Annotated in this window: 25 protein-coding genes and 2 pseudogenes; 14 read left to right on the top strand and 13 right to left on the bottom strand. The window is 71.4% G+C overall.

All coding sequences use genetic code 11. The annotated features are described in order from the left end of the window. Nucleotides 1-197, bottom strand: a pseudogene (locus OUY22_RS15845) (cobalamin biosynthesis protein); the annotation flags it as partial. Nucleotides 198-335: 138 nt separating this feature from the next. Beyond that, the gene (locus tag OUY22_RS15840; RefSeq protein WP_270155726.1) at nt 336-1118 is read right to left on the bottom strand and encodes a phosphotransferase; all 783 of its coding nucleotides are present in this window, start codon (nt 1116-1118) and stop codon (nt 336-338) included. 251 nt (nt 1119-1369) lie between these two features. Here OUY22_RS15840 and OUY22_RS15835 point away from each other — a divergent pair, with 251 nt between their 5' ends. After that, nucleotides 1370-2560 carry a Gfo/Idh/MocA family protein gene (locus OUY22_RS15835; RefSeq protein ID WP_270155725.1) on the top strand — a complete coding sequence of 397 codons (1191 nt, stop codon included), beginning with the start codon at nt 1370-1372 and terminating at the stop codon, nt 2558-2560. Here the strand turns inward: OUY22_RS15835 and OUY22_RS15830 are convergent. Genes OUY22_RS15830 through OUY22_RS15805 form a run of 6 tightly spaced genes read right to left on the bottom strand, consistent with a single transcriptional unit; the run spans nt 2544 to nt 9241 of the window. After that, nucleotides 2544-4259: a CocE/NonD family hydrolase gene (locus OUY22_RS15830; protein WP_270155724.1), complete on the bottom strand. Its 1716-nt coding sequence runs from the start codon at nt 4257-4259 to the stop codon at nt 2544-2546. The two genes, OUY22_RS15835 and OUY22_RS15830, sit on opposite strands and share 17 nt — an antisense overlap. Nucleotides 4260-4281: 22 nt before the next feature. Further along, entirely contained in the window at nt 4282-5217 is a 936-nt protein-coding gene (locus OUY22_RS15825; protein ID WP_270155723.1) for an MBL fold metallo-hydrolase, read from the bottom strand. Continuing rightward, nucleotides 5214-6128, bottom strand: coding sequence for an alpha/beta hydrolase (locus OUY22_RS15820; RefSeq protein ID WP_270155721.1), 915 nt, complete (start codon nt 6126-6128; stop codon nt 5214-5216). Before OUY22_RS15820 ends, OUY22_RS15825 begins: the two co-directional genes overlap by 4 nt. Nucleotides 6129-6132: 4 nt before the next feature. Next, entirely contained in the window at nt 6133-7260 is a 1128-nt protein-coding gene (locus OUY22_RS15815) for an FAD-dependent monooxygenase (RefSeq protein ID WP_270155720.1), read from the bottom strand. A 13-nt stretch (nt 7261-7273) separates the two neighbouring features. Further along, nucleotides 7274-8227 carry a phosphotriesterase family protein gene (locus OUY22_RS15810; protein WP_270155719.1) on the bottom strand — a complete coding sequence of 318 codons (954 nt, stop codon included), beginning with the start codon at nt 8225-8227 and terminating at the stop codon, nt 7274-7276. A 45-nt stretch (nt 8228-8272) separates the two neighbouring features. Continuing rightward, nucleotides 8273-9241: a phosphotriesterase family protein gene (locus tag OUY22_RS15805; RefSeq protein ID WP_270155718.1), complete on the bottom strand. Its 969-nt coding sequence runs from the start codon at nt 9239-9241 to the stop codon at nt 8273-8275. 233 nt (nt 9242-9474) lie between these two features. Here OUY22_RS15805 and OUY22_RS15800 point away from each other — a divergent pair, with 233 nt between their 5' ends. The 3 genes from OUY22_RS15800 (at nt 9475) to OUY22_RS15790 (ending at nt 11838) form a co-directional block, all read left to right on the top strand. After that, nucleotides 9475-10089 carry a TetR/AcrR family transcriptional regulator gene (locus tag OUY22_RS15800; protein WP_270155717.1) on the top strand — a complete coding sequence of 205 codons (615 nt, stop codon included), beginning with the start codon at nt 9475-9477 and terminating at the stop codon, nt 10087-10089. A 54-nt stretch (nt 10090-10143) separates the two neighbouring features. Continuing rightward, the gene (locus OUY22_RS15795; protein WP_333486687.1) at nt 10144-10749 is read left to right on the top strand and encodes a DinB family protein; all 606 of its coding nucleotides are present in this window, start codon (nt 10144-10146) and stop codon (nt 10747-10749) included. A 126-nt stretch (nt 10750-10875) separates the two neighbouring features. Beyond that, nucleotides 10876-11838: a DUF1838 family protein gene (locus tag OUY22_RS15790; protein ID WP_270155716.1), complete on the top strand. Its 963-nt coding sequence runs from the start codon at nt 10876-10878 to the stop codon at nt 11836-11838. Nucleotides 11839-11862: 24 nt separating this feature from the next. On the opposite strand, the gene OUY22_RS15785 is transcribed toward OUY22_RS15790, so the two are convergent. The 5 genes from OUY22_RS15785 to OUY22_RS36910 form a co-directional block, all read right to left on the bottom strand. Next, nucleotides 11863-12462: a GTP-binding protein gene (locus tag OUY22_RS15785; RefSeq protein WP_270155715.1), complete on the bottom strand. Its 600-nt coding sequence runs from the start codon at nt 12460-12462 to the stop codon at nt 11863-11865. Then, nucleotides 12443-12841 (bottom strand): DUF742 domain-containing protein, encoded by a 399-nt coding sequence (locus tag OUY22_RS15780; RefSeq protein WP_270155714.1) that lies wholly within the window; start codon nt 12839-12841, stop codon nt 12443-12445. Before OUY22_RS15780 ends, OUY22_RS15785 begins: the two co-directional genes overlap by 20 nt. After that, complete coding sequence (locus OUY22_RS15775; RefSeq protein ID WP_408638167.1) at nt 12838-13266, bottom strand: roadblock/LC7 domain-containing protein; 429 nt, start codon at nt 13264-13266, stop codon at nt 12838-12840. Before OUY22_RS15775 ends, OUY22_RS15780 begins: the two co-directional genes overlap by 4 nt. Beyond that, nucleotides 13263-15632, bottom strand: coding sequence for a sensor histidine kinase (locus tag OUY22_RS15770; protein WP_270155713.1), 2370 nt, complete (start codon nt 15630-15632; stop codon nt 13263-13265). Before OUY22_RS15770 ends, OUY22_RS15775 begins: the two co-directional genes overlap by 4 nt. Nucleotides 15633-15799: 167 nt before the next feature. Then, complete coding sequence (locus OUY22_RS36910; protein ID WP_408638168.1) at nt 15800-15907, bottom strand: DUF2158 domain-containing protein; 108 nt, start codon at nt 15905-15907, stop codon at nt 15800-15802. Between the two features lie 43 nt (nt 15908-15950). Between OUY22_RS36910 and OUY22_RS15765 the strand changes: the two genes are divergently transcribed. From OUY22_RS15765 to OUY22_RS15720, 10 genes and pseudogenes are all read left to right on the top strand, one after another. Continuing rightward, nucleotides 15951-16280, top strand: a complete 330-nt coding sequence (locus tag OUY22_RS15765) for a PadR family transcriptional regulator (RefSeq protein ID WP_270155711.1) — start codon at nt 15951-15953, stop codon at nt 16278-16280. A gap of 2 nt (nt 16281-16282) precedes the next feature. Next, entirely contained in the window at nt 16283-16699 is a 417-nt protein-coding gene (locus OUY22_RS15760; RefSeq protein ID WP_270155710.1) for a DUF1048 domain-containing protein, read from the top strand. Beyond that, nucleotides 16696-17460: an ABC transporter ATP-binding protein gene (locus tag OUY22_RS15755; RefSeq protein WP_270155709.1), complete on the top strand. Its 765-nt coding sequence runs from the start codon at nt 16696-16698 to the stop codon at nt 17458-17460. Before OUY22_RS15760 ends, OUY22_RS15755 begins: the two co-directional genes overlap by 4 nt. Nucleotides 17461-17469: 9 nt before the next feature. Continuing rightward, a complete protein-coding gene (locus tag OUY22_RS15750) occupies nt 17470-18231 on the top strand; it encodes an ABC transporter permease (RefSeq protein ID WP_270155708.1) in 762 nt (253 codons plus the stop codon). Between the two features lie 15 nt (nt 18232-18246). Beyond that, nucleotides 18247-18366: pseudogene (locus OUY22_RS15745) on the top strand (cytochrome P450); the annotation flags it as partial. 229 nt (nt 18367-18595) lie between these two features. Then, a complete protein-coding gene (gene kdpF / locus OUY22_RS15740) occupies nt 18596-18676 on the top strand; it encodes a K(+)-transporting ATPase subunit F (RefSeq protein ID WP_270155727.1) in 81 nt (26 codons plus the stop codon). After that, a complete protein-coding gene (gene kdpA / locus OUY22_RS15735; protein ID WP_270155707.1) occupies nt 18676-20337 on the top strand; it encodes a potassium-transporting ATPase subunit KdpA in 1662 nt (553 codons plus the stop codon). The genes kdpF and kdpA overlap by 1 nt, the downstream gene beginning before the upstream one ends. A gap of 1 nt (nt 20338) precedes the next feature. After that, nucleotides 20339-22456, top strand: a complete 2118-nt coding sequence (kdpB, locus tag OUY22_RS15730) for a potassium-transporting ATPase subunit KdpB (RefSeq protein ID WP_270155706.1) — start codon at nt 20339-20341, stop codon at nt 22454-22456. After that, nucleotides 22457-23296, top strand: coding sequence for a potassium-transporting ATPase subunit C (locus OUY22_RS15725; RefSeq protein ID WP_270155705.1), 840 nt, complete (start codon nt 22457-22459; stop codon nt 23294-23296). A 1-nt stretch (nt 23297) separates the two neighbouring features. Further along, the gene (locus tag OUY22_RS15720) at nt 23298-25835 is read left to right on the top strand and encodes a sensor histidine kinase (RefSeq protein WP_270155704.1); all 2538 of its coding nucleotides are present in this window, start codon (nt 23298-23300) and stop codon (nt 25833-25835) included. The last annotated feature ends 44 nt before the right edge of the window (nt 25836-25879 follow it).

Below are 25879 nucleotides of genomic sequence, written 5' to 3'. Positions count from 1 at the left end.
GCCCCGGCCGCCGCCCCGACGCACACCGCGACGTACCCGGCGCCGTTCGTCCGGGCGTCCGCGTACATCCCGCTCTCCAGCCGGGTCGCGGCCCGCCCGAACAGCGCGACCGGGTGCCCCCTGCGGGGGTCGGCGAACACGGCGTCGAGCGCCACCCCGAGCGCCAGCCCGGCGGCGCGATCAGACCAGACACACATGCGCGCCATCCTCCCGCACACCCCCCGGCGACGCATCAGGCACCCCGCCTCACCGGACCGCACCGGTGACGCGCGGCCTGTGGCCCCGCCCGTCCCGCGCACCCGCGCCGGTGAGGCGCGCTCCCGGCTCTCGGGGGGTCACACGAGGGAGTCGCGCAGTCCGTCCTCGTGGGCGTCCAGCCAGGCGGACGCGCGGCGGATCCGCTCGCCCGCGCCGCCGGCCCACATCCGCGCCCAGCTCCCGCCGCTCGCCGCCCGCGTCCTCATGACCGCGTACGAGCGATGGAAGCGCAACCGCGCCACCTCCAGCAGCCGGCGCCGCTCCCTGGGCGGCGTCCCGTACGCGTCGCAGAACAGCCGCAGCCGCTCCCCCACGTCCACCCCGCGCAGCAGCGGGTGCCGGTCGACCGGGTCGGCGATCGGCGCCCAGTGGCGCAGGGTCGTCACCATGTCGAACAGCCGCGTCGTCGGCCGCGCCTGGTCGAAGTCGATCATCGCGTACGGGGCCCCGCCGGAGAACACGACGTTGGCCGGGGTCAGGTCGCAGTGGCCGATGACCTCCGGCGGCGCGTCGTCGTTGGACCCGGCCGCCCAGCCGTCGAGGTCGAGCGGCAGCCCTTCGGTGGCGTCGTGGAACCGGCGCAGCAGCCGCGCGAGGTCCGCCAGCGCCTCGTCGGTGATCGAGAGCAGGCTCACGCCGGTCGTGCCCGGCAGGTAGGTGAGCACCTCGCGCCCCAGCTCGTCGAACCCGAGTACGCGCGGCGCTCCCCCGAAGCCGGCGGCTTCCAGGTGGCGGAGCAGGGCATGCACAGCGGGCGTCGACGGCGTCGTCGGCCTGCGCACCGTGTCACCGACGCGCACCACGCCGTCGGTCACGTCCCCGCCCTGCAAGGGGATCTCATGCAGGAGCGTCGCGAACATGCCACAACAGCTTAGACCTTCCGGGCCGTCCCCGCCCGGAGTTTCGGTCCCGCCGCCGGACTCATCACGGGGCTTCACGCCTGCCGCTCCCTCGGAGGAACCACGACCCCTGCCGAAACGGACCGGCCCGATCTCGGGACGGTCACAGATCCGTCGCCGACGCACATCTCCTGCCACTTTCTGATCGTTTATGCCGATTTATCGTCATAAACAGGCATAAACTTCTCCCGCACCCGCGAGAAGGAGGCCCCGTGGAAGACCTGCGTGTCGGAGTCGTCGGCCTCGGCCTGCGGGCCGACCTCGCCCTCGCCGCGCACCGGCCCGGACGCGGATCGGCGGTCACGGCCGTCTGCGACACCGACCCCGAGGCGATCCGGCGCCGGGCCACGGACTTCGGCGACCCGCTGACCTTCACGGACCACCGGCGCCTGCTCGACCGCGACGACCTGGACGCCGTCCTCGTCCTCACCCCCGACGACACCCACGAGCGGATCGCCGTCGACTGCCTCGGCGCGGGCAAGGCCGTCTACCTGGAGAAGCCGATGCACATCACGGTCGAGGGCTGCGACGCCATCCTGCGCGCGGCCCGCGAGACCGGAACCCGCCTGTACGTCGGCCACAACATGCGCCACATGGGCGTGGTCCGGATCATGCGCGACATCATCGGGCGCGGCCTCATCGGCGAGCCGAAGACGGTGTGGGTGCGGCACTTCGTCTCCTACGGCGGCGACTACTACTTCAAGGACTGGCACGCCGAGCGCGAGCGCACCACCGGCCTGCTGCTGCAGAAGGCCGCGCACGACCTCGACGTCGTCCACTGGCTCGCCGGCGGGTACACCGAGCGGGTCAACGCCTTCGGCGATCTCATGCTCTACGGCGGGCTGCCCCGCCGGGCCCTCGGCACCCCCCGCCCGGACGACTGGCTGCGCAGGTTCGACTGGCCGCCCACCCGGCGCCGCGACCTCAACCACCGCATCGACGTCGAGGACGTCAGCGTGATGAACATGCGCCTGGACAACGGCGTCATCGCCGCCTACCAGCAGTGCCACTTCACGCCCGACTACGTCCGCAACTACACCGTCATCGGCACGGAGGGCCGGCTGGAGAACTTCGGCGACCGCCCCGGCGACACGGTCAAGGTCTGGAACACCGGGCCCACCGGCTACCGGGACGACTGCGACCTGGCGTACGAGGTGCCCGCGGCGGACGGGTCGCACGGCGGCGCGGACGTGCGGATCATCGCCGAGTTCTGCCGGTTCGCGCGGGAGGGCGGGCACACCGACACCTCGCCCGTGGCCGCCCGGATGAGCGTGGCCGCCGGTCACGCGGCCACGCTCTCGCTGCGTGACGGCGGCATGCCGTACGACGTGCCGCCGCTCGACCCCGGCCTGGCCGCCTACTTCGACAACGGCCAGGCGGAGCCGGCTACGCCCGCTTCGTGAACGGCAGCACGAGCCGGGACGGGTGCGCGGCGTCCCGGTAGATCTTGTGCGTGACGGGGCGGCCCACCGGCAGGTGGAACGCGTCCGGCGGCAGCAGCGCGTTGTGCGCGTCGGCCAGGGGCTCGTCGTTGGACAGCTCCGCCACCAGGCGGTGGCCGGGGTTGAGCGTGGCCGCGAACGGATAGAGCCGCAGCACGTACTCCTCGATCTTCCCTGGCTCCACCGGCACGGCGCGGGTGTGCGGGTGGTACGGGTCGCCCTCGCGCGTCCGGTCGTCCAGCTCGCGGTGCGACGCCTTGAGGAAACCGGTGGTGAGCAGCTGACGGCTCCCGCCCGGGGCCGCGTCCCACAGCCGCATGATGAAGTTGGTGTCGTCCTGGTCGATCTCGGCGAACAGGTGCGCCGCGCCGGGCCCGATCAGCTCCGTGGGCTCCTCGAACGGCGGGGTGCTCCAGCTCAGGATCTCCACCTTGTCGGTCACCGTCAGCGGCGCCTGGTAGAAGCCGTCCGGGGCGGCGTGCTCGGCGCCCATCGGCTCGGGCTCGCGGGAGAGCCTGCGGCGCGGGCGCAGGTAGAGCGGCCGGTGGTCGATCTCCTTCGGCGGCCACTGGGCGGCGGTGACGACCTGGCGGGAGCCCTCCACGAAGACGCTCACGGCCGGCTCGTCCATGATCCCGTTGTCGACGCCCTTGAGCCAGTACGCGTACCAGCGGAACATCTTGTCGTGCTCCTCGATCCAGGGGCGCGACTGCATGGGCGGGTACGAGCCGATGTCGAGCTTCTTGGGGCCCTTGAGCACGTTGAAGAGCTCGATGTGGCCGTCCACGGTCCAGCCGCGGCCCTGGTCGATCTGCAGGTAGACCGGGATGTCGATGTTCTCGGCCAGCCTGATGGGGTTGCGCTCCTCGTACCACTCGCCGTCGAGCGGGTTCATCACGATGTCGAACCAGAACTCGCGGTTCTTCGGGTATTTCAGCACGTGCACCAGGTTGGGCCAGGCGGCCACGTCCGGGTCCGCGAGCCGCTCCTCGACGAGCTCGGCCAGCTTCTCCGGGGGGTGGACCTCCCGCATGCGGGACCTGACGTCGGTGTGCGCGATGCCGGAGTCGCCGCCGCGCCCCTCACGGGCCGCGCGCGGCATGAACCACATGACGCCGCCGTGGTACGTGGTCTCGTAGAAGTCGAAGTGGCCGCCGCTGACGAAGATCGCCTTCAGGTGCGGCGGCCGCTCGGCGGCGGCCAGCACCTGCATCGACCCGAAGTACGAGATGCCGATCATGCCGACGTTCCCGTCGCACCACGGCTGCGCGGCGACCCACTCGACGACGTCGTACAGGTCCTGGCCCTGGGGGACGCCGCCGGCGTTGTAGTTGCCGATCATGACGCCGCCGGAGTCGCCGGTGCCGCGCATGTCGCCGATGACGTGCACGTAGCCCTCCGCGACCACGCGCGCGATGTCGCCGGCCTCGATGCAGCCGTCCCACATCGGGCTGGGGCGGCGCTGCGGCGGCGTGGTGAGGGCGAGGGCCTGCAGCTCCTTGCCGTAGGCGCTCATCGCGATCAGGGCCGGCCGCGGCCTGTCCTCCGCGGCGTGGTAGGCGTCAGCGGCCAGGGTGACCCCGTCGCGCATCGGCACCCGCAGGTCCTTGCGGACGGCGATCGTCTGCTCGCCCGCCCGGATCGTCTGGAAGTCAGCCATGGTGGGTGGTTCCTTGTCCTTTTCAGGAGTTCTGGTGGTGCGTGCGGTAGCCGTGCATCGAGGTGAAGAACGGCGACGGTTCGAGCGCCGGGTCGCCGGTGTAGCCGAGGCTCTCTGCGACGGGGGCGAACGGGGAGTACGGCGAGTCCGTCTCCCGCAGGCCGTCCCGGAGGCAGCGCCGGGCCGCCTCGCCGACCCTGGCCTCGAGGTCCAGGCTCGCCTGGATGGCCTCCGCCGCCTGGCCGGCGTCCAGCTCGACGCCGTACGGCCGGCCGTCCGCGCCGCGGTACGGGTGGCCGAGATACAGGCGCAGCGGGCGCACCTCGTCGCGCAGGCGGAGCAGCCCGGCCCGGTAGGCGACCGGGTCCGCGTAGCCGGGGAAGCCGTTGGCGGCCCCGTGGACCTGGACCGCGTCGCCGACGAACGCGGAACGCCGGCCGTCGATCACGTAGGCCACCGACCCGGGCGTGTGCCCGGGGACCGGGTGGACGGACACGGTCACGTCGCCGCCCAGCGAGAGGGTCTCTCCGCCTCGGAGCGCCAGGGCCGGCTCCATCTCGCCGGAGATGACCGCGTCCGCGGCGGCGGCCACCTTCGCCGCGCCCTCGGGGTCCTTCAGGTACCGGCCCCGGCCGTTCAGGTACTCCGCCACGTGCGCCCGGCGCGAGCGCAGCATCGGCGCGTCGGCCTTGTGGATCACCACCCGCGCGCGGCGGCCGGTGAGCTCCCACAGGGCGTGCGCGCCGCCGACGTGGTCGATGTGGCCGTGGGTCAGCAGGATCCAGCGCACGTCCTCGACGCGGCGCCCGATGGCCGCCAGCGCGGGGGCCATGCCCTCGGCGGGCGAGGACGCGATCCCGGTGTCGACGATCGCGGGCTCGGGTGCGTCGATGTAGAAGCTGTACAGCCCGAACCGGCCCCACGGGGAGACCAGCGGATGCACATCCCCGGGTCTCATGACGCGCCCCTGAGGAAGGCGGCCGTCTCCTCGAAGACCCGGTGGTAGTCCGGGATCCAGGAGAAGTGCTGCACGAACCCGTGGTTGGCGCCGGGGTAACGGATCACCGTGGCCTCGACCCCGGCGTCCTTGAGACGCCGGCCGTAGAGTTCGCCCTCGTCGCGCATCGGGTCGTACTCGGCGGTCACGATCAGCGCGGGCGGCAGCCCGCCGAGGTCGGCCCGCTTGATCGGTGACACCCGCGGATCGGCGGGGTCGGCGCCGCTGTCGAGGTAGAAGGCGTTGAACGGCTTGAGCCCCGCCGTCTCCAGCCCGTAGCCGACGGCGTTCTCGCGCAGCGAGGGGTAGCGGCCGGGGTCGAAGTCGAGGTCGAGCGACGGGTAGTAGAGCACCTGGTGGGTGATCCGGTCGAAGCCGTCGTCGTGCGCCGTGGCGGCGACGGCCGCGGCGAACGTGCCGCCGGAGCTGTCACCGGCGACGGCCAGCGTCGTGCCGTCCCAGCCCAGGCTCTCGCCGTTCGCGGCGGCCCAGCGGACGACGGCGTAGCAGTCGTCGAGCCCGGCGGGGAAGGCGTGCTCGGGCGCGCGCCGGTAGCCGACGGAGACGACCTTGAGGCCGGTCGCCTTGGCCAGCGACCGGGCGACGTGGTCGTGGGTGTCCAGGCTGCCGAGGAAGAAGGCGCCGCCGTGGAAGTAGATCAGCAGGCCGTGCGTCCCGGCCTCGTCCGGCGTGTAGATCCGTACCGGGACCTCGCCCGCCGTGGCGTCCTCGACCGCGTGCAGCGGCAGCCGCCCGGCCACGGGCGGCACCTGGGCCTCCTCGGCCGCGCGCATGGCCACCGGGTCCAGCGGGCCGGGAGGCGGGGGCGGCAGGGTGGCGAGCGCCTTGGCGATGTCGGGGTGCAGCGGCATGGTGTCAGCCCTCCTTCGACGCGAACCGCTGGGACTCCGGCTTCTGGCCGGGGAAGACCTCGCTGATCTCGTCCTCCGTCCAGCCCTGGCGGGAGATCCGCTGCAGCTCGTCCGTCACGGGCTTGCGGGCGGCCTGGTAGCTCGCCAGCGCCTCCTTGACCGAGCCGGCCTCCTTGAGCGCGTCGGCGAGTGCGCCGGCGTCCAGGATGGCCGAGTTCGCGCCCTGGCCCTGGTGGTGCAGCATCGAGTGGGCCGCGTCGCCCACGAGGACGACGGAGTCGGAGTGCCAGGTGTCGACCGGGTCGATGTCGTACACGGCGCGGCAGTTGACGGCGTCCATGTCGAGGTCGCGGGTGATGCGCACGATCCGCTCGTCGAAGCCCTCGACGGTCCTCAGCAGGTCGTCCTTGGTGACCTTCGGCGCCCAGGTGGCGTCCGGGCACAGGGCGGTGATGTCGAACGAGACCTGGCCGCGGTGGCGCAGCGGCAGGAAGTAGACCTTCGTGCCGCGGCCGATGTACATCCGGAAGTTGTCGTCCACCGCCATGCCGTGGGCGTCCTCGACGGGGATCACGACGCGGTAGGCGTGCTCGCCGGAGAACACCGGCTGGTTGTCGCCGAAGAGCCGCGCGCGCACGACCGACTTGATGCCGTCGGCGCCGACCACCAGGTCGGCGGTGACCGACTCGCCGTTGGCGAAGGTCAGCCTCGCCCTGTCGCCCTCGTCCTCAATGGTCTCCAGCTTGTGGCCGAGGTGGACCATGCCCTCGGGGAGCACGCTCATGAGCGCCTCGATGAAGTCCCCCCGGTGGATCAGGCGGGTCTTCTCCCCGAAGACGTCGATCTCCGGCCACGCCTCCTTGATGATCGGGTCGGCGGTGGCGCTGAGGATCTCGAAGTAGTCGCTCGGCGAGCTGACCCGGGCGATCGCGTCGAAGACGCCCCACTGGCGGAACCGGTCCATGGTGGACGGCCGCAGGCCGATGCCGGCGCCGACCTCGCGGATGGCGCTCGCCTGCTCGTAGACGTTGACGGTGGCGCCGAGGAGGCTCAGGCCCTTGGCCGCGGCGGCGCCGGCGTAGCCCGCGCCGACGACGGCGATGTTCAGGTTCTTCAGGTCCGAGGGCTGCATGCTGGGGTCCTTGTCAGTGCTGGAGCGTCAGGAAGTCGGCGGGGTTGTCGACGAAGATGGTGGTGATCGTGGCCTCGTCGAGACCGGCGGCGCGCAGGTCCGGGATGAGGTCCTCGAAGATGTAGTTGACGGTGTGGCCCTTCACCCCCGGCCAGCCCAGCGGGCTGCAGTTGGCGTCGGCCGAGGCGAGCACCCGGTCCAGGTGTCCCTGCCGGATGAGGCGGAGGAAGTGGTCCAGCCGCTCCTGGCGCGGGCGGGCCCAGAAGGGCGGGTCCTCCAGCTCGGTCTCGTAGCCGAAGGTGTCGAAGCCGATCCGGCCGCCCTGCTCGGCGATCCAGGTGTCGCGCGTCCTGTCCGCGTTGACGCCGTCGTCGACGTGCCCGAACAGGACGCGGTCGAGCGGGAGGCCCTCGGCGGTGAAGATGGCGATCGCGTTCTCGGCGTCGATCGCGAGGTGAGTCAGGACGGGCGCGCCGGTGGCCAGGGCGGCGCGGGCGGCGGCGCGGTAGATGCGCTTGTCCAGGTCCGTCATGCGGCCGCCGCGGCTCACGCCGACCTTGATGACGCCCGCCCTGCCGCCGGTGCCGCCGATGCCGACGGTGATCTCGTGGATGAAGTGCTCGGTCAGGTAGTCCACGCTCGCCCGGGCGAAGAACGGCAGCGCGGTGTCGCCGCCGACGAAGCCGGTGCTCGCGACGATGTGCACGCCGGTCTTCGCGGACAGCATCCGGTAGTAGTCGACGTCGCGGCCGTTGCAGATGCCGGTCGCGTCGACGAACGTGCCGCCGCCGTACTCGTGGAAGCGGCGCAGCTTCGGGACGGTCTCCTCGTACCGCTCCTCGGGCGTCTTCCACCACTTGGTGTCCAGTTCGGAGCCCGGCATGCCGTAGCCGATGTGCTCGTGGACGGCCACCAGGCCCAGCTCCTTGGTCGGGATCGGCCCCAGAACGGTGTTCACTCTCGACACAACGCCCACCTCCGGAAATGACGTGACGGTCTTGGGCTGCCGCGCTCAGCGCACCGGCAGCAGGTCGCGCGGGTTGTCCACGAGGATCCGGCGGACGTCCTCGTCGCCGACGCCCCGCTCCTTGAGGAGGGGGACGAACGCGGTCAGGACGTGGCTGTAGCTCACCTCGGTGCCCGGGTGGCCCTTGGCGACGCCGGTCGCGCTGCTGGAGAGCAGGACCCGGTCGCCGTGGCCGGCCTCGATCAGCTCGGCCACCAGGGCGGCGCGCTCGGCATCGGTGACGTGGCCGTCGTCCTCGGTGCCCACGTGGTCGAGGGCGGCGTAGGCGCCGCGGGCCGCGACCGCGAGCGGCGCGCCCGCCGCGACGGCGTCCTCGCGGTCGAGCCCGCCGACGACGACGCGGCCTGCGGGCAGGCCCTCGTCCAGGACGATCTCCAGGTCGTGCACGGCGTCGTGGCCGTACCGGATCGAGACCGGGACGCCGGTGCTCAGGGCGGCGCGGGCGGCGCCGCGGAACAGGCTCTCGTCGGTCGCGGTCATGCCCGCGCGGGTCGCGGCGGTGGCCACGAGGCCGGCGGCGCCGCGCCGTTCGACCCGGGGCACCACCATGCCCTCGGTGACCTCCTTGGCGAACAGGTCGGCGAACTTCTCGGCCGGCCAGGGCGTCGGCGGGTCGGTCTGCGGGGTGAGGAAGTAGCCGCCGAGCAGGTCCTCGGGGCCCTGACCCGTCGAGGCGACGATGTGCACGCCGGTCGCGCGCGAGAGCGTCTCGTACAGGCGCACGTCGCGACCGTGGAACATGCCGGTGCTGTCGACGATCGTCCCGCCGCCGTGCTCGCGGAAGTCGGCGAGCTTCCCGGCGAGGATCTCGAAGATCTCGGCGCGGTCCATCGTCACGTCGAACGCGAGCTCCGCCCCGGGGAGCACCGACAGCAGCGCCTCATGCACCGCGACGACTCCCAGCTCCTGCGCGGGAACGGGGCCGAGGACGGTGTTCACGGTCTGGACGCCCATCGCTGTCCTCCTTGGATCTCGGCAGGTGACCGGGGTCAGGCACGCTGTGAATCGTGTCACCTCAATTTACAGGACGTCAAGTAAGCATCCTGCACGTTAATTTTATATTTCTCTCGTACGAGAACGACACGAGACGTCACATCACCAGGCATGGCATCAACCATCCGATCGCCAGGTACTCGGAGCGATCAGCGAGAACGGCCACCCGGCAGGACGTGCCCTAAGCTGTCGGCATGGCGACGCTCCGTGCGGCACAGAAGGAGATGACGCGCAAGCTCCTGCTCGACGCCGGGCTGGACCTGTTCGGGTCCAAGGGCTACGCGGCGACGACGGTCGACGACATCGCGTCGGCGGCGGGGACGACGCGCGTCACCTTCTACGCGTACTTCCCCTCCAAGGTCGACCTGATGAAGGCCCTCATCGCCGAGCGGCTCAACGCCGCGCTCGACCGGCTCCCCTCCCCCGAGCACGGGTCGACCGCGCGGGAGCTGGTCGCCGTGGTCGAGGACGGCTCGCGCGAGCGGATCCGCGCGTGGCTCGCCGCCACCTCCGACCGGTGGGACCTGATCCGCCCCTACACCACGACCGCCTTCGAGGCCGCCGCCGTCGACCCCGAGATCCGCGCGCTGTTCGACGCCTGGCTGGACGAGGCCATCGGCGACGTCGAGGAGGGGCTCGACCGCGCCGGCCGCTTCCCGGCCGGCACCCGCCGCTTCCGCGGCGTCCTCGCCATCACCGAACTCGACCACGTCGCCCGCCACTGGAAGCCCGGGACCTGGGGCGTCGACCGCGAGGCCATGCTCGACGTCCTCACCGAAAGCTGGCTCGGCTCCATCGGCCGCCCCTGAGCTCCGCCGGATAACCGGTGGCGCCGCGGAACCGGCATGGCGCACGATGCCCGAGTGACTACCTCGGAAGAGCACGCATCCGTACCCGAGCGGTGGACGAAGTCGACCGTCTACCTCGACATGTGGGTCAATCCGGACGACGACCCGCGTGAGGAGGGTCCCCCGCCCGCCGACGAGCGCGCCATCCTCCTCAGCTACCTGCGCTACTACCGCCTGACCGTGGAGATGAAGTGCGCCGGCCTCAACGCCGAGCAGCTCGCCAGGCGGTCCGTGCCCCCGTCCACGATGTCCCTGCTCGGACTGCTGCGGCACCTGACCGAGGACGAGCGGCACCTGCGCCGGGTCATGGGCGGCGAGGACGCGCCGAGGCTCTACCGCACCGAGGACGACCGTGACGGCGACTGGAACGGCGCCGTCGCCGACCCCGCGGTGGTGGAGGACGCCTGGCGGCGGTGGCGCGCCGAGGCGGAGCTGACCGACCGGTTCGTGGCCGGGGTCGCCGACCTCGGCGCCTGGAACGCCGGCGTCTCGGACTACGGCCCCGACGGAGCCGACCTGCAGCTGCGCGACGTGCTGGTGGCGCACATCGCGGAGTACGCGCGGCACTGCGGCCACGCCGACCTCCTGCGCGAGCGCATCGACGGCCGCGTGGGCCAGTGAGCCGGCCGGCGGGGGCCTGACCCGCACGCGGCCGGCGGGGTGGACAAGCCTCCGCCCGGCATGATCACATATGGCGCTGTTCCGCTTGCTCCTCCGCGTGAAAGGCGTTTCGTGATCAGAAGAAGTATGACGGGGCTGCTAGCCCTGGTCCTCGTCCTCGGCGCCGGGGCTCCCGGCGCCTCGGCGGACGCCGCGTCCGACGACCCCACCCATCCCGGCCCCGTCTACAAGACGGTCACCGACAAGAGCGCGAAGCTGTCCCTCCAGACGTTCGGCCGCCCGGACGGCAAGGACATGGTGTTCCGCATCTCCGGCTCCGTGTACGCCAACATCGAGGGCAACAGCCTGGACCCGGCGCTGCGGCACGGCCAGAAGCTGTTCAACATCGAGGGGTACAACATCCGAAGGCTCTACCGGGCGCCGGGGACGAACCAGCTCTACCAGCTCTCCCGGGAGATCGTCTTCTACACCGATCCGGCCGACCCCCAGCGGATCGCGCGCGAGTGGCGCAACCCGGTCGACGGCAAAACCTACCCGGTCGTCCCCATCAACAACGACGCGGTCAACTTCGGCCCGTTCCCGATCTCGTCCTCCTACGTGGGCCCGCCGCTGCAGCGGCTGCACGACGAGACCGTGTGGACCAGCGACATCCCCGTACGGACGAACTTCGGCGCCACGCTGGGCGAACGGTTCGGCCTGGTCGGCGGCGTGTACGTGGCGCAGGAGATGTTCGACTTCTCCGTCGACGACCGCGAGGTGGCGGCCCGCACCAAGCCCGGCGTCCCGTCCGGCGCGATGAAGACGAAGATCAGCTGGGCCCGGACCAGCCCGTGGGCGCCGTTCATGTGCCTGGCGGAGACCGAGACGCGCGGGCAGCTCACCTACCACGCCCGCAGCTGGTCGCTGAACTCCTACGCCGACATCGAGCCGTGGCTGCGGGCCGAGGTGGAGAAGAACCACCCGCTGTACAAGGCCGCCCCGAGCGCGCCGGGCGCCAGCGAGAACTCCTGGACGTCCTTCCGCAACAAGCAGCTCCGCCAGGGCGCCGTCACCTGGGCGAACTGGTGCGCCGCCAACGGCCGCGGCTGAGCCTGCCCGACCAGAGCGCCCGGGTCAGACCGCGGGGCGCGGTGTGGTGCCGGACCGGGCGGCCATCAGGTGGTCGACCAGCGCCAGCAGCACGTCACGCCCCGCCGCCCGGTCGCGCGCGTCACAGAGCACCAGGGGCACCTGCGGATCGAGGTCGAGCGCCTTGCGGACCTCCTCCTGCGTACGGTCCCTGACCCCGTGGAAGCAGTTGACCCCGACGACGAACGGGATGCCGCGGCTCTCGAAGAAGTCGATGGAGGCGAAGCTGACCTCCAGCCGCCGGGTGTCGACCAGGACGACCGCGCCCAGCGCCCCGTTGACCAGGTCGTTCCACATGAACCAGAACCGTTCCTGCCCGGGCGTGCCGAACAGGTAGAGCACCAGCCGCTTGTTGATGGTGATGCGGCCGAAGTCGAGCGCGACCGTGGTGGTGGCCTTGCCGCTGACGCCCTCCAGATCGTCCACGCCGACGCTGGCGTGGGTCAGGTACTCCTCCGTGCGCAGCGGGGGCACCTCGCTCACCGCGCCGACCAGGGTCGTCTTCCCGACGCCGAAGCCGCCGGCGATGAGGATCTTCACCGCCATGGGAGCCGCGGCTCCCCGGTCAGAGTTCGCGTAACCCATCCCTCACCGCCTCCAGGATCGCCATGTCGGGAAGACCGCCCGCCCGCGCGAAGGCCAGCGGCGGGCGGGCCCGCACGTGACCCGACTCGACCAGATCCCCGACGAGGATCTTGGTCACCGACACCGGGAGGTTCAGCGCGGCGGCGATCTCGGCCACCGCCTGCGGCCGCTTGCACAGATCGAACACGGCGCGGTGCTCCGGCTGCATCCTCAGCCGTCCGCGCCCGGTCTCCGCGAGGGAGCCGGAGACCGTGGTCACCAGGGTGATCAGCGCCAGGTCGTCCCGCTCGGGAGCGGTCCGTCCGCCGGTGATCGTGTAGGGACGGACGAGGGACTCCTCGGCGTCATCGTCCTCGAAGCCCTCCGTCCAGTGCCTCATCCGTGTCTCTCCCCGCCGTACGGGGGACGCGTCTCGGCTCCCAGCTTCTGGCCGACCTGCTGGATCAGGGTGTGCATCGCGACGCTCATCAGCTCCGCGTCGACCTCCTGGGACGCGACCACCGCCAGATGGGTCCCCCGGCCCGCCGCCGTGATGAACAACCACAGGTCGGCCATCTCGATGATCACCTGGTGGACCGGCCCGCCGCTGAAGAGCTGGCCGACGCCGCGGGCCAGGCTCTGCTGGCCGGTGGCGATCGCGGCCAGCCGCTCGGCGTCGGCGCGCTCGATGGACCTGGACCGGCTGATCACCAGGCCGTCGTCGGAAAGCACGATGGCGTGCCGGGTGCCCGCGACCTGATCGACCAGGCCGTCCAGCAGCCAGTCCAGGTCTACGTTGGTGGCGGTGGTGCGCTGCGTCATCATCGGTCTTCCGTCGTGGGTGGACTGGGCTCGGCGGATCCGCCCGCCCCGGGGGTGAAGGCGTCGTCGCCGGTTCTGCGCCTGCGCGACTGCCTCTGGAAGGCGCCGATCGTGGCGCCGGATCGGCGGGGCTGGTCCCGTACGGCCCAGGACTCCTCGCCCGTACGCTCCTGCCTGTCCGACGGGACCCTCAGCTCGGCCGCCAGGCTGGCCTGGCGCACCCGCTGGGGCAGCGGGCCGCGGCCGGGCGGCGGCGCGGCGGCCCGGTCCGGCGGTCCCGCCGCCGAGACGGACGCCATCGCGCGTCCCCGGGTGCGGGCCGGCAGCTCGCCCTCGTCACGGGACGCGCCGACCGGCTCCGGGGCCTCCGGGGGAACCTGCGCGGCGCGCGGGGCGGGCGCCGCCGCCGTGGGAGGGCGTTCCACCACCAGCGACTCGGGGAGCAGCACGATGACCCGGGTCCCGCCGAAGGCCGAGGTGCGCAGCTCCACCTTGAGTCCCAGGCTCGCCGAGAGTCGCGCGACCACGTACAGGCCGAGACGCACGTCGTCGGCGTGGGTCATCACGTCCAGGCGCGGCGGCGAGCGCAGCAGCTCGTTGGCGGCCTCGTACTGCTCGGGTTCCATGCCGAGGCCGCGGTCCTCGATCTCCACGGCGACGCCCCGGCTGACCGGCGCGGCCCGCACCTCCACCGGGGTCATCGGCCGGGAGAAGGCGGTGGCGTTCTCCATGAGCTCCGCCAGCACGTGGACCAGCGGCCCCACCGCGCGCTCGGCGATCCACGGCTCGCCCTCGACGTCGATCGAGATCCTGCGGTAGTCCTGCACCTCGCCCTGCGCGGCGCGCAGCACGTCGAGCAGGTGCACCGGCTTGCGCCAGCGCCGCTGCGGCTGCCCGCCGCCGAGGATCACCAGGTTCTCCTCGTACCTGCGCAGCCGGGCGGTGAGGTGGTCCAGGTCGAACAGGCCCTCCAGCACCTCCGGGTCCTCGTGCCTGCGCTCCAGCTCGTCCAGCTTCTTCAGCTGCAGGCCGATGAGGATCTGCGTGCGGCGGGCGATGCGCTGGAGCATGCGCTGGAAGCCGCGGTGCTGTTCGGCCTGGCGCACGGCGGTCAGGACGGCGCTGCGGCTGGCCAGGTTGAGCGCTTGGCCGAGTTCGCCGAGCTCGTCGGGGGTGGTGCGGAGCGGGCGCACCTCCGCGTCCACGTCGACGTCCTCGCCGCGTTCCAGGCGGGCGACCACCTCGGGCAGCCGCTCCTGGAGCTCCTGGGCCTCGCGGCGCAGGTGCAGGATGCGCCGGCGCAGGACGGCGGTCAGCCGCCAGCTCGTGAAGAACACCAGCACCAGGGCGAGCAGGCCGATGGTGGAGATGATGACGAAGACGGTGAAGACCATGGTGGCGTGGTCGTAGCCGATCCTGCTGAGGTTCGCGAACCGCAGGTCCAGCAGCTCCCGCAGCTGGCCGGTGACCTCGTCCATCGCCGAGCGCCACGCGGCGCCGTCGTCGCGGAGCGTCACCTGGTCGGCGACGCCGCCGGAGGCGACCAGCCGCCCTTCCAGCGTGGTCAGGGTCTGCCACGCCCTGCTGTTCGTCATCGCCGCGTACCGGGTCTCGTCGCCCGTGAGCGCGGGGATCACCCGCGACCGCATGAGGTGGTTCCTGGTGCCGATGGCGTCGGTGACGATGCCGTACTCGGTCCTGGTCAGGCGTCCCGCCTCCCAGCCGCGGGCCAGGACGGCGTCCTCGCGGCCGAGCATGTAGACCACCCAGTACAGGTCGACCAGGGCCTGCGCCTGCCTGTTCACCTCACCCTCGTCGGTCTTGCCGAGAGCGGTCAGCACGGCGAGGTCGGACTCCAGGACGCCGCTGTAGTAGTCGAAGGCGCGCTGCGCGCTGGACAAGCCGGCGTCCACCGACCGGCGCTGCTCGGCCAGGCCGGTCAGGCCGCGATCGGTCCGCGCGACGGCGTCGAGGAGCCCTTCCTGCGCGTTCTCGGCGTCCAGGCCCGTCAGCGGGCGGAAGGCCGCCACGGCCCGGTCGGTGACCGCGCGCTGCTCGGCGAGCTGACCGCGGGCGGCGCTCCCGGGGGCGGCCAGCACCTGGGCGGTGAGCCGCCGCTCCAGGTCGAGGCTGAAGAGCAGCTCCGCCGCCGGCCTGCCGACGGTGGCCGTGGCCAGGTCCATCTGGACCTTCTCCGCCTGCCACTGCGTGGCCAGCTGGGACATGCCCGAGGCCAGCAGCGGGGCGAACGTCAGGCTCGGCACGAACACGACGATGAGCAGCACGGTGCGCAGCTTGAGCCGCCGGGCACCTTTCAGCCGTCGCGGCGCGTCGCCGGCCGGCTCCGTTAACCCGTTCCCGTCGCCCATCGTCCCCATCCGTTGTCGCCCGACCTGCCGTGTGCGGGACTCACTCCTCGCCGATCGGCGAGTGCATGAAGAAGATCGCTGTCAGAGCGATCGATGCACGATCGTAGCCATGTGACAGATGAGTCGAAAGCCCCCGCTTCACCGGCGTGGGCGGGGTTTCCGACCGATCAACAGGTTGACGTGTGGAATCGCGCGTGAGAAAAGGGACCGGGCCCGCGGCGGCGGCCGAAAAGCTGCACGGTCATGCTTGCACCTCCACTATTCAGCGTTACTATGTACTAGTAGTCATCAACACTAGGTAGCTGAAGAGGTTGTTCCGTGAGCAAGCTGATGACGGAGATGCTCAAGGGGACGCTGGAGGGCATCGTCCTCGCGATCCTGGCGACCCGGCCCGCGTACGGCTACGAGATCACGGCGTGGCTGCGGGACCAGGGCTTCTCCGACATCGCCGAGGGCACGGTCTACGCGCTGCTGGTCAGGATCGAGCGGCGCGGGCTCGTCGACGTGGAGAAGGTGCCGTCCGAGAAGGGGCCACCGCGCAAGGTGTACTCCCTGAACGACCGAGGACGCGCGTATCTCGACGAGTTCTGGACCACCTGGGGCTTCCTCGCGGAACGGCTCGGACGGCTTCGTGAAGGAGGCGAGTAGCCGTGGACACAGGATCGAACGAGCCGAAGAAGCGCTACCAGCGGTATCTGGAGGCGGTCACGGGACCGTTCGACGACAAGAGGCGCTGGCGGCAGTACAAGGCGCGGGTCAGAGCGCTTCCCGAGAACTACCGCGCGGCGGTCGAAGCGCTGGAGCGCTACCTGATGCACTTCGGGCCGGGTGACGGCGCCGAAGCGGCGTCGATGTTCGAGGACATCGCCGACCTGTTCGAGCACGCCGCCGCGGACGGCACCCCGATCCGCGAGATCTTCGGAGAGAACCCCGTGGAGTTCGTCGAGGCGTTCCTGCAGAACTACTCCTCGGGAAGCTACGTCCGCCGCGAGCGCGAACGGTTCGCCGACGCCGTCGCCCGCGCCGCCGGCGAGACCCCCGGCGACGACGAGAGGGCGGTCCGATGACGACGCGGCACACCCACGCGATCCACGTCCAGGGCCTGAAGAAGTCGTTCAAGGAGCTGCGGGTGCTGCGCGGCGTGGACCTCACCGTGGCGCGAGGCGGCATCTTCGCCCTGCTCGGCTCGAACGGGGCGGGCAAGACCACGGTGGTGAAGATCCTGGCCACGCTGCTCAAGGCCGACGCGGGGACCGCCCGCGTCAACGGCTTCGACGTTGCCACGCAGGCGCCGGACGTGCGCGCGTCCATCAGCCTGACCGGGCAGTTCGCGGCCGTGGACGAGATCCTCAGCGGGCGCGAGAACCTGGTGCTGATCGCCCGGCTGCGCCACCTCGGGAATCCGGGCAAGATCGCCGATGACCTGCTCGCCCGGTTCTCGCTGACCGACGCGGGCGGGCGGAAGGTGGCGACCTACTCGGGCGGCATGCGCCGCCGCCTGGACCTCGCGATGAGCCTCATCGGCGACCCCGCGGTCGTCTTCCTGGACGAGCCGACGACCGGGCTCGACCCGCAGGCGCGCGTCGAGGTGTGGCACGCCGTCAAGGAGCTCGCCGGCCGGGGCACGACGGTGCTGCTCACCACGCAGTACCTGGACGAGGCCGAGCAGTTGGCCGACCGGATCGCGATCCTCCACCAGGGCCGGATCATCGTCGAAGGCACCCTCGCCGAGCTGAAGCGCCTGCTCCCGCCCGCCGAGGTCGAGTACGTCGAGAAGCAGCCGACCCTTGAGGACGTCTTCCTCACCCTCGTCGGCCCGAAGACCTGAGGAACCCCGATGACCAAGCACTTCGTCGGCGACACCGTCACCCTGCTGGGACGGTCCCTGCGCCACATCGCGCGCAGCCCGGACACCGTCATCACGACGGCGGTCATGCCGATCGCCATGATGCTGATGTTCGTCTACGTGTTCGGCGGCGCGATCGACACCGGCACGGAGTCGTACGTCAACTACCAGCTGCCCGGCATCCTGCTGATCACGGTCGCCTCGGGCATCGCCTACACCGCGTTCCGGTTGTTCACGGACATGAAGGGCGGCCTCTTCGAGCGCTTCCAGTCCATGCCGATCGCCCGCTCGTCCGTCCTGTGGGCGCACGTGCTGACCTCGCTGGTCGCCAACCTGGTCTCCCTCGTGGTCGTCGTGCTCGTCGCCCTGCTCATGGGCTTCCGCTCGCCGGCGGGAGTCGCGGCCTGGCTCGCGGTGGCCGGCCTCCTGATCCTGTTCACCCTGGCGCTGACGTGGATCGCCGTCATCCCCGGCCTGACCGCCAAGACCATGGAAGGCGCGAGCGCGTTCTCCTACCCGCTCATCTTCCTGCCCTTCCTCAGCTCGGCCTTCGTGCCCACCGACACCATGCCCGGCCCGCTGCGCGCCTTCGCCGAACACCAGCCGGTGACCTCCATCGTCAACACCATCCGCGACCTGTTCGCCCGGCAGCCGGTCGGCGCCGACCTGTGGATCGCCCTCTGCTGGTGCTCGGGCATCCTTGTCGTCGCGTACGTCCTCGCCATGAACACCTACCGCCGCAAGATCTCCTAGCCCCGCGACCCGAGAATCTGCGAGCTGCTGGGCGTGCCGTACGAGGACCGCGGGCGCTTCCATGAGAACATCGACGCGTTCCTCGGCGGGGAGGCCGGCGACGAGGAGCTGTTCGCGGCCTGCACCGCGACCCAGGCGTAGGGAACCCATCAATATTCGCGCCGTACCCGTATGAAAGCCGTCAAGAACGACAAAACTCCTCATTTCCCCGCGTTTCCTTGATCTGAGTCCGCGCAGCACAGGCGGCGCTCTCATCATCGAACTGAGGAGTGAGGATGATCGACATCATCGTCGTCGCCCTGACGATCGCGATCTTCGCGATCTTCGGGCTGGTCGTGAAGGCGGTGGAACGGCTTTGAGCGCCGTGAACGCCACCGGTCTCGTCGTGGCCGTCGGTCTGGTGATCTTCATGATCGTGGCCCTCCTGTTCCCGGAGCGGTTCTGATGAGTGAGATCGCCGCGGGGACGCTCTTCGTCCTCTCCCTGATCGTCGCGCTGGCCCTGGTCCACCGGCCGCTCGGCGACTACATGTACCGCGTCTACACCACCCCCCGGCACAACCGTGCCGAGCGGGTCGCCTACCGTCTGCTCGGCGTGCGCGCCGACGCCGAGCAGAGCTGGGGCGTCTACGCGCGCGGCCTGCTGGCGTTCTCCCTGGTCTCGGTCCTGGTCGTGTACGGCATCCAGCGCCTGCAGGACAAGCTGCCGCTGAGCCTGGGCATGGAGCCGGTCACCGACCACATCGCCTGGAACACCGCCATCAGCTTCGTGACCAACACCAACTGGCAGGCGTACTCCGGCGAGTCCACGATGGGCCACCTGACCCAGATGACCGCGCTGGCCGTGCAGAACTTCGTCTCGGCCGCCGTCGGCATGGCCGTGGCGATCGCCCTGGTACGCGGGTTCTCCCGGCGCAGGTCCGCCACGATCGGCAACTTCTGGGTGGACCTGGTCCGCGGCACGCTGCGCATCCTGCTGCCGATCGCGTTCGCCGGCGCGCTGGTCCTGGTCGCCGGCGGGCTGATCCAGAACTTCTCCGGCGTCCACGAGGTGACCACGCTGACCGGCGGCACCCAGTCGATCACCGGCGGCCCGGTGGCCTCCCAGGAGGTCATCAAGGAGCTGGGCACCAACGGCGGCGGCTTCTACAACGCCAACTCCGCCCACCCCTTCGAGAACGCCTCCACCTGGACGAACTGGTTCGAGATCTTCCTGATCCTGCTGATCCCGTTCGCGCTGCCGCGCACCTTCGGCAAGATGGTCGGGCAGGTCCGCCAGGGCCACGCCATCCTGGCCGTGATGGGCGTGCTGGCGCTGGGCGGCGTCGTGCTCACCAACGTCTTCGAGCTGTCCGGCAACGCGACCGTGCCGCAGGCCGTGGGCGCGGCCATGGAGGGCAAGGAGGTGCGCTTCGGCGTCTCCACCTCCGCCACCTTCGCCGCCGCCACCACCTTGACCAGCACCGGCGCGGTGAACTCCTTCCACGACTCCTATACGCCGTTCGGCGGCATGATGCCGCTGGTCAACATGATGCTGGGTGAGGTGGCGCCCGGCGGGGCGGGCGCCGGCCTGTACGGCATGCTCATCCTGGCCGTGATCACCGTCTTCGTGGCGGGCCTGATGGTCGGCCGCACCCCGGAGTACCTGGGCAAGAAGATCGGCGCGCGTGAGATCAAGCTCGCCTCGATGTACTTCCTCGTCACCCCGATCCTGGTGCTGGTCGGCACCGCGTTCGCGATGGGCTCGGCGGAACAGCGCGCCTCCATGCTGAACACGGGGCCGCACGGCCTGTCCGAGGTCCTGTACGCGTTCACCTCCGCCTCCAGCAACAACGGCTCCGCCTTCGCCGGTCTGACCGTCAACACCCCGTGGTACGACGTGGCGCTCGGCCTGTGCATGGTCCTCGGCCGGTTCCTGCCGATCATCCTGGTGCTGGCCCTGGCCGGCTCGCTGGCCGCGCAGTCACCCGTCCCCGAGGGCGCGGGCACGCTGCCGACCCACCGTCCCCAGTTCGTCGGCCTGGTGGTCGGCGTGACGGTCATCCTGGTCGCCCTCACCTTCCTCCCCGCCCTGGCGCTCGGCCCGATCGCAGAAGGACTGTCCTGACATGTCAACCCCCGTACTCGACAAGCCCTCCGCGGCGAAGGGGTCCGGCCGTGTGGGCGGCGGGCTGCTCGATCCCCGGCAGCTCGCCACCTCCCTGCCGGACGCGGTCAAGAAGCTGAACCCGGTCACCCTGTACCGCAACCCGGTCATGTTCATCGTCGAGGTCGGCGCGGTGTTCACCACCGTGCTGGCCGTCCTCGACCCGTCGTTCTTCGCCTGGGCCATCGTGGCGTGGCTCTGGCTGACCGTCCTGTTCGCCAACCTCGCCGAGGCCGTGGCCGAAGGCCGCGGCAAGGCGCAGGCCGCCACCCTGCGCAAGGCCAGGACCGACACCCGTGCCCGCAAGCTGCAGGACCCGGCCGACCCCGGCCGGTGGGAGGCCGTCCGCGCCCCCGAGCTGCGCCAGGGCGACTACGTGATCGTCGAGGCCGGGGAGGTCGTCCCCGGCGACGGCGACGTCGTCGACGGCATCGCCAGCGTGGACGAATCCGCCATCACCGGCGAGTCCGCCCCCGTCATCCGCGAGTCCGGCGGCGACCGCTCCGCCGTCACCGGCGGCACCAAGGTGCTGTCCGACCGCATCATCGTCAAGATCACGCAGAAGCCCGGCGAGAGCTTCATCGACCGGATGATCGCCCTGGTCGAGGGCTCGAACCGGCAGAAGACGCCGAACGAGATCGCGCTCAACATCCTGCTCGCGGCCCTGACCGTCATCTTCCTGGTGGCCACCGTCAGCATGCAGCCCCTGGCCATCTACTCCAAGCTGGTCAACCCGGGCGTGCCGGACTCCCTCGCCCTGGACGGGAACGGCGTCACCGGCGTCGTGCTCGTCTCGCTGCTGGTCTGCCTGATCCCCACCACGATCGGCGCGCTGCTGTCGGCGATCGGCATCGCCGGCATGGACCGCCTCGTGCAGCGCAACGTCCTGGCGATGTCCGGCCGCGCGGTGGAGGCGGCCGGCGACGTGTCCACGCTGCTGCTGGACAAGACCGGCACGATCACCCTGGGCAACCGGCAGGCCGCCGGCTTCGTCCCGGTGGAGGGGGTCAGCGAGGCGGAGCTGGCCGAGGCGGCCCAGCTGTCCAGCCTGGCCGACGAGACGCCGGAGGGCCGCTCGATCGTCGTGTTCGCCAAGCAGCGCCACGGCCTGCGCGAACGCGGGCCGGGCGAGCCGGCCCACGCCGAGTGGGTGCCGTTCACCGCCCAGACCCGCATGTCGGGCGTGAACCTGGACGGCCGCGAGATCCGCAAGGGCGCGGCCACGTCGGTGATGACGTGGGTGCGCGAGTCGGGCGGCCACGGCACGGACGAGGTCAGGCGGCTGGTGGACGAGATCTCCGCCGCGGGCGGCACCCCCCTCGTCGTCGCGGAGAAGGGCCGCGTGCTGGGCGTCATCCACCTCAAGGACGTCGTCAAGCAGGGCATGCGGGAACGCTTCGACGAGATGCGCCGCATGGGCATCCGCACCGTCATGATCACCGGTGACAACCCGCTGACCGCCAAGGCCATCGCGGACGAGGCCGGGGTGGACGACTTCCTGGCCGAGGCCACCCCGGAGGACAAGCTCGCACTGATCAAGAAGGAGCAGGAGGGCGGCCGGCTGGTCGCCATGACCGGCGACGGCACCAACGACGCCCCCGCCCTGGCGCAGTCGGACGTCGGCGTGGCCATGAACACCGGCACCTCCGCCGCCAAGGAGGCCGGGAACATGGTCGACCTCGACTCCGACCCGACCAAGCTCATCGAGATCGTCGAGATCGGCAAGCAGCTCCTCATCACCCGGGGCGCGCTGACGACGTTCTCCATCGCCAACGACCTCGCCAAGTACTTCGCGATCATCCCGGCCATGTTCGCGGCCGTGTACCCGGGCCTGGACGCGCTCAACGTCATGCGCCTGGCCGGCCCTCAGTCCGCGATCCTCTCGGCCGTGATCTTCAACGCGCTGGTCATCGTCGCGCTGATCCCGCTGGCCCTGCGGGGCGTGCGCTACCGGCCGTCCAGCGCCGCCAAGCTGCTGTCCCGCAACCTGTACGTCTACGGGCTCGGCGGCATCATCGCCCCCTTCATCGGTATCAAACTCATCGACCTGCTCGTCCAGTTCCTTCCGGGGATGTCATAAATGGAACGCCTGCCCAGCTGGCTGCGCCAGCACCTCGCCGCGCTCCGCGCGGTCGCCGTCCTGACCGTGCTGCTCGGCCTGGTCTACCCGCTCGTCACCACCGGCGTCGCCCAGGCGCTCTTCAACGACCACGCCAACGGCTCGGTCATCGAGAAGGACGGCAAGGCCGTGGGCAGCTCGCTCATCGGCCAGTCCTTCACCGACGCCGACGGCGAGCCGATCGCCACGTACTTCCAGTCCCGCCCGTCCGCCGCCGGCGACGGCTACGACCCGACGTCCACCTCCGCCGGCAACCTCGGCCCCGAAGACGTCCTCGACGTGCTGCCGGGGGCGACGGACGACGAGGGCAGGCAGTCGCTGCTCACCCAGGTCTGCGCCCGCTCCAAGGCGGTCGGCGAGCTGGAGGGGGTCAGCGGCGCCCGCCCGTACTGCACCCCGGACGGGGTGGGCGCAGTGCTGAAGGTCTTCCCCGACCGGGCCGTCAGCGTCAACCAGGCCTGCCCCGCGACCCCCTTCACGGCCACGTACGAGGGCCGCGAGGTCGTGTGCGCCCAGCCGGGCGAGGACTACGCGGCCGGCCGCACCGTCCCGGTCCGCGGGAACGCCACAACCCCGGTGGTCCCCGCCGACGCGGTGACGGCCAGCGGCTCCGGGCTGGACCCGCACATCTCCGTCGCCTACGCCGAGCTGCAGGCGCCGCGGGTGGCGAAGGAGCGCGGCCTCGCCCTCGACCGGGTGCAGGCGCTGATCGCGGAGCACACCACCGGCCGGGCGCTGGGCTTCATGGGCGAGCCCGCGGTCAACGTGCTCGAACTCAACCTCGCACTCGATCGGGGCTGAGATGCGGGGACGACTGCGCGTCTACCTCGGGGCGGCGCCCGGGGTCGGCAAGACCTACGCCATGCTCAGCGAGGGCCGCCGGGCCCGCGAACGCGGCCGGGACGTGGTCGTCGGCCTGGTCGAGACCCACGACCGACCCCGCACCGCCGACCTCCTGCACGACCTGGAGATCATCCCCCGCAGGACCGTCGCCCACCGCGGCGCCACCTTCACCGAACTCGACGTGGCCGCCGTCATCGCCCGCGCCCCCAAAGTCGCCCTCATCGACGAACTCGCCCACACCAACGTGCCCGGCTCCCCCCACGCCAAGCGCTGGCAGGACATCGACCAGATCCTCGACGCCGGCATCGACGTCATCACCACCGTCAACATCCAGCACCTCGAATCGGTCAACGACGTCGTCCAGGAGATCACCGGCGTACCCCAGCGCGAAACCGTCCCCGACGAGGTCGTCCGCCGCGCCGACCAGATCGAGCTCATCGACATGTCTCCCGAGGCGCTGCGCCGCCGCCTGGCCCACGGCAACGTCTACACCCCCGAGAAAGTCGGCGCCGCCCTGTCCAACTACTTCCGTGTCGGCAACCTCACCGCCCTGCGCGAACTGGCCCTGCTGTGGCTGGCCGGCAAGGTCGACGAACAACTCGACCGCTACCGCGCCGACCACGGCATCGCCACCACCTGGGAGACCCGCGAACGCGTCGTCGTCGCCCTGACCGGCGGCCCCGAAGGCGACACCCTCATCCGCCGCGCCGCCCGCATCGCCGCCCGCACCCGCGCCGCCGACCTGCTGGCCGTCCACGTCACCAGCGCCGACGGCCTGGCCGGGGCCGACCCCGCCACCCTGACCCGCCAGCGCACCCTGGTCGAGAGCATGGGCGGCACCTACCACCAGGTCATCGGCCACGACATCCCCCGCGCCCTGCTCGACTTCGCCCGCGGCGTCAACGCCACCCAGCTCGTCCTGGGCGCCTCCCGCCGCGACCACTTCGCCCAGCTCTTCTCCCGCGGCGTCGGCGTGGAGACCACCGCCCGCTCCGGCTCCATCGACGTGCACCTGGTCACCCATGAAGAGGCCAAGCAGGGCCGCCGCCGCCCCGAACGCGCCCGCGCCGCGCTGACCCGGGAACGCCGGTTGGCCGGCTGGGCGGTGGCCATGGTGGGCATGCCGGCGCTGGCCGCGGCGCTGTGGCAGTTCCGTGACGTGTTCCAGTTGCCGAGCGAGATCCTGCTGTTCCTCTGCCTGGTGATCGGGGTCGCCCTCATCGGCGGCATGTGGCCCGCCATGGCCGCGGCCGTCGGCGGAACGCTGCTGCTCAACTGGTTCTTCACCCCGCCCACCGGGCAACTGGCCATCGCCCGCCCGGACAACCTGCTCGCCCTGGTCGTGTTCGTCCTCGTCGCCGCCGCCGTCAGCACGATCGTCGACCTGGCCGCACGGCGCACCCGGCAAGCCGCCCGCGCGGGCGCCGAGGCCGAGCTGCTGTCCACTCTGGCCGGGCACGTGCTGCGCGGCGAGGCCGCGCTGCCCTCGCTGCTGGCCCGGCTGTGCGAGACGTTCGCCCTGGAGTCGGTCACCCTGCTCGAACGCATCGGCGAACGCAGCCCGGACGACCAGTCCGACTCCGGCGCCTGGCGGATCGTCGCCACCGCAGGCGGCGCCCCCTGCACCGCGCCCGGCGTGGCCGACACCGACGTGGCGATCAGCGAGGAACTGGTGCTCGCGGGACGAGGGCGGCTGCTGGACGCCGGCGACCGGCGGGTGCTGGAGGCGTTCGCCGCCGAGGCCGCCGTCGCGCTGCGCCAGGAACGCCTGCAGGAGGAGGCCGAACGCGCCAAGCCGCTGGCCGAGGCCGACAAGATGCGCACCGCCCTGCTCGCCGCCGTCAGCCACGACCTGCGCACCCCGCTGTCGGCCGCCAAGGCCGCCGTCGAGAGCCTGCGCGACCAGGACATCACCTGGAGCAGTCAGGACCACGACGAACTGCTGGCCACCGCCGACGAGTCACTCACCCGCCTGAGCCGGCTGGTGGACAACCTGCTCGACATGAGCCGCCTGCAGGCCGGCGTCCTCGGCCTGTCCCCGCAACCCGTCGCCCTGGAAGACATCCTGCCCCGCGCCGTCGACGACCTCGGCCCGCTGCGTGAGCGCATCGAGGGCGACATCTCCGTGGACCTGCCCGACATCGTCGCCGACCCCGCCCTGCTGGAACGGGTGCTCGTCAACCTCATGGCCAACGCCGTCCGCCACAGCCCCCCGGAGCACAAGGTCCTGCTCACCGCCGGCCACCACCACGACCGGGTCGAGATCCGCGTCGTCGACCGCGGCCCCGGCATCCCGCCCGAGGACCACGAACGGGTCTTCCTGCCCTTCCAGCGCCTCGGCGACCGCGACAACGGCGCCGGCGTCGGCCTCGGCCTGGCCCTGGCCCGGGGCCTGACCGAGGCCATGGGCGGCACCCTCACCCCCGAGGAGACCCCGGGAGGAGGCCTCACGATGATCGTCAGCCTGCCCGTACACGCCGGGACGGCGGCGCCATGACCAAGATCTTCGTCGTCGACGACGAACCCCTCGTCGACGAACCC

Origin of the sequence: Nonomuraea corallina, assembly GCF_027620315.1 — a bacterium.
Taxonomy (GTDB): domain Bacteria; phylum Actinomycetota; class Actinomycetes; order Streptosporangiales; family Streptosporangiaceae; genus Nonomuraea; species Nonomuraea corallina.
This window is presented reverse-complemented; position numbering and strand designations above follow the sequence as displayed.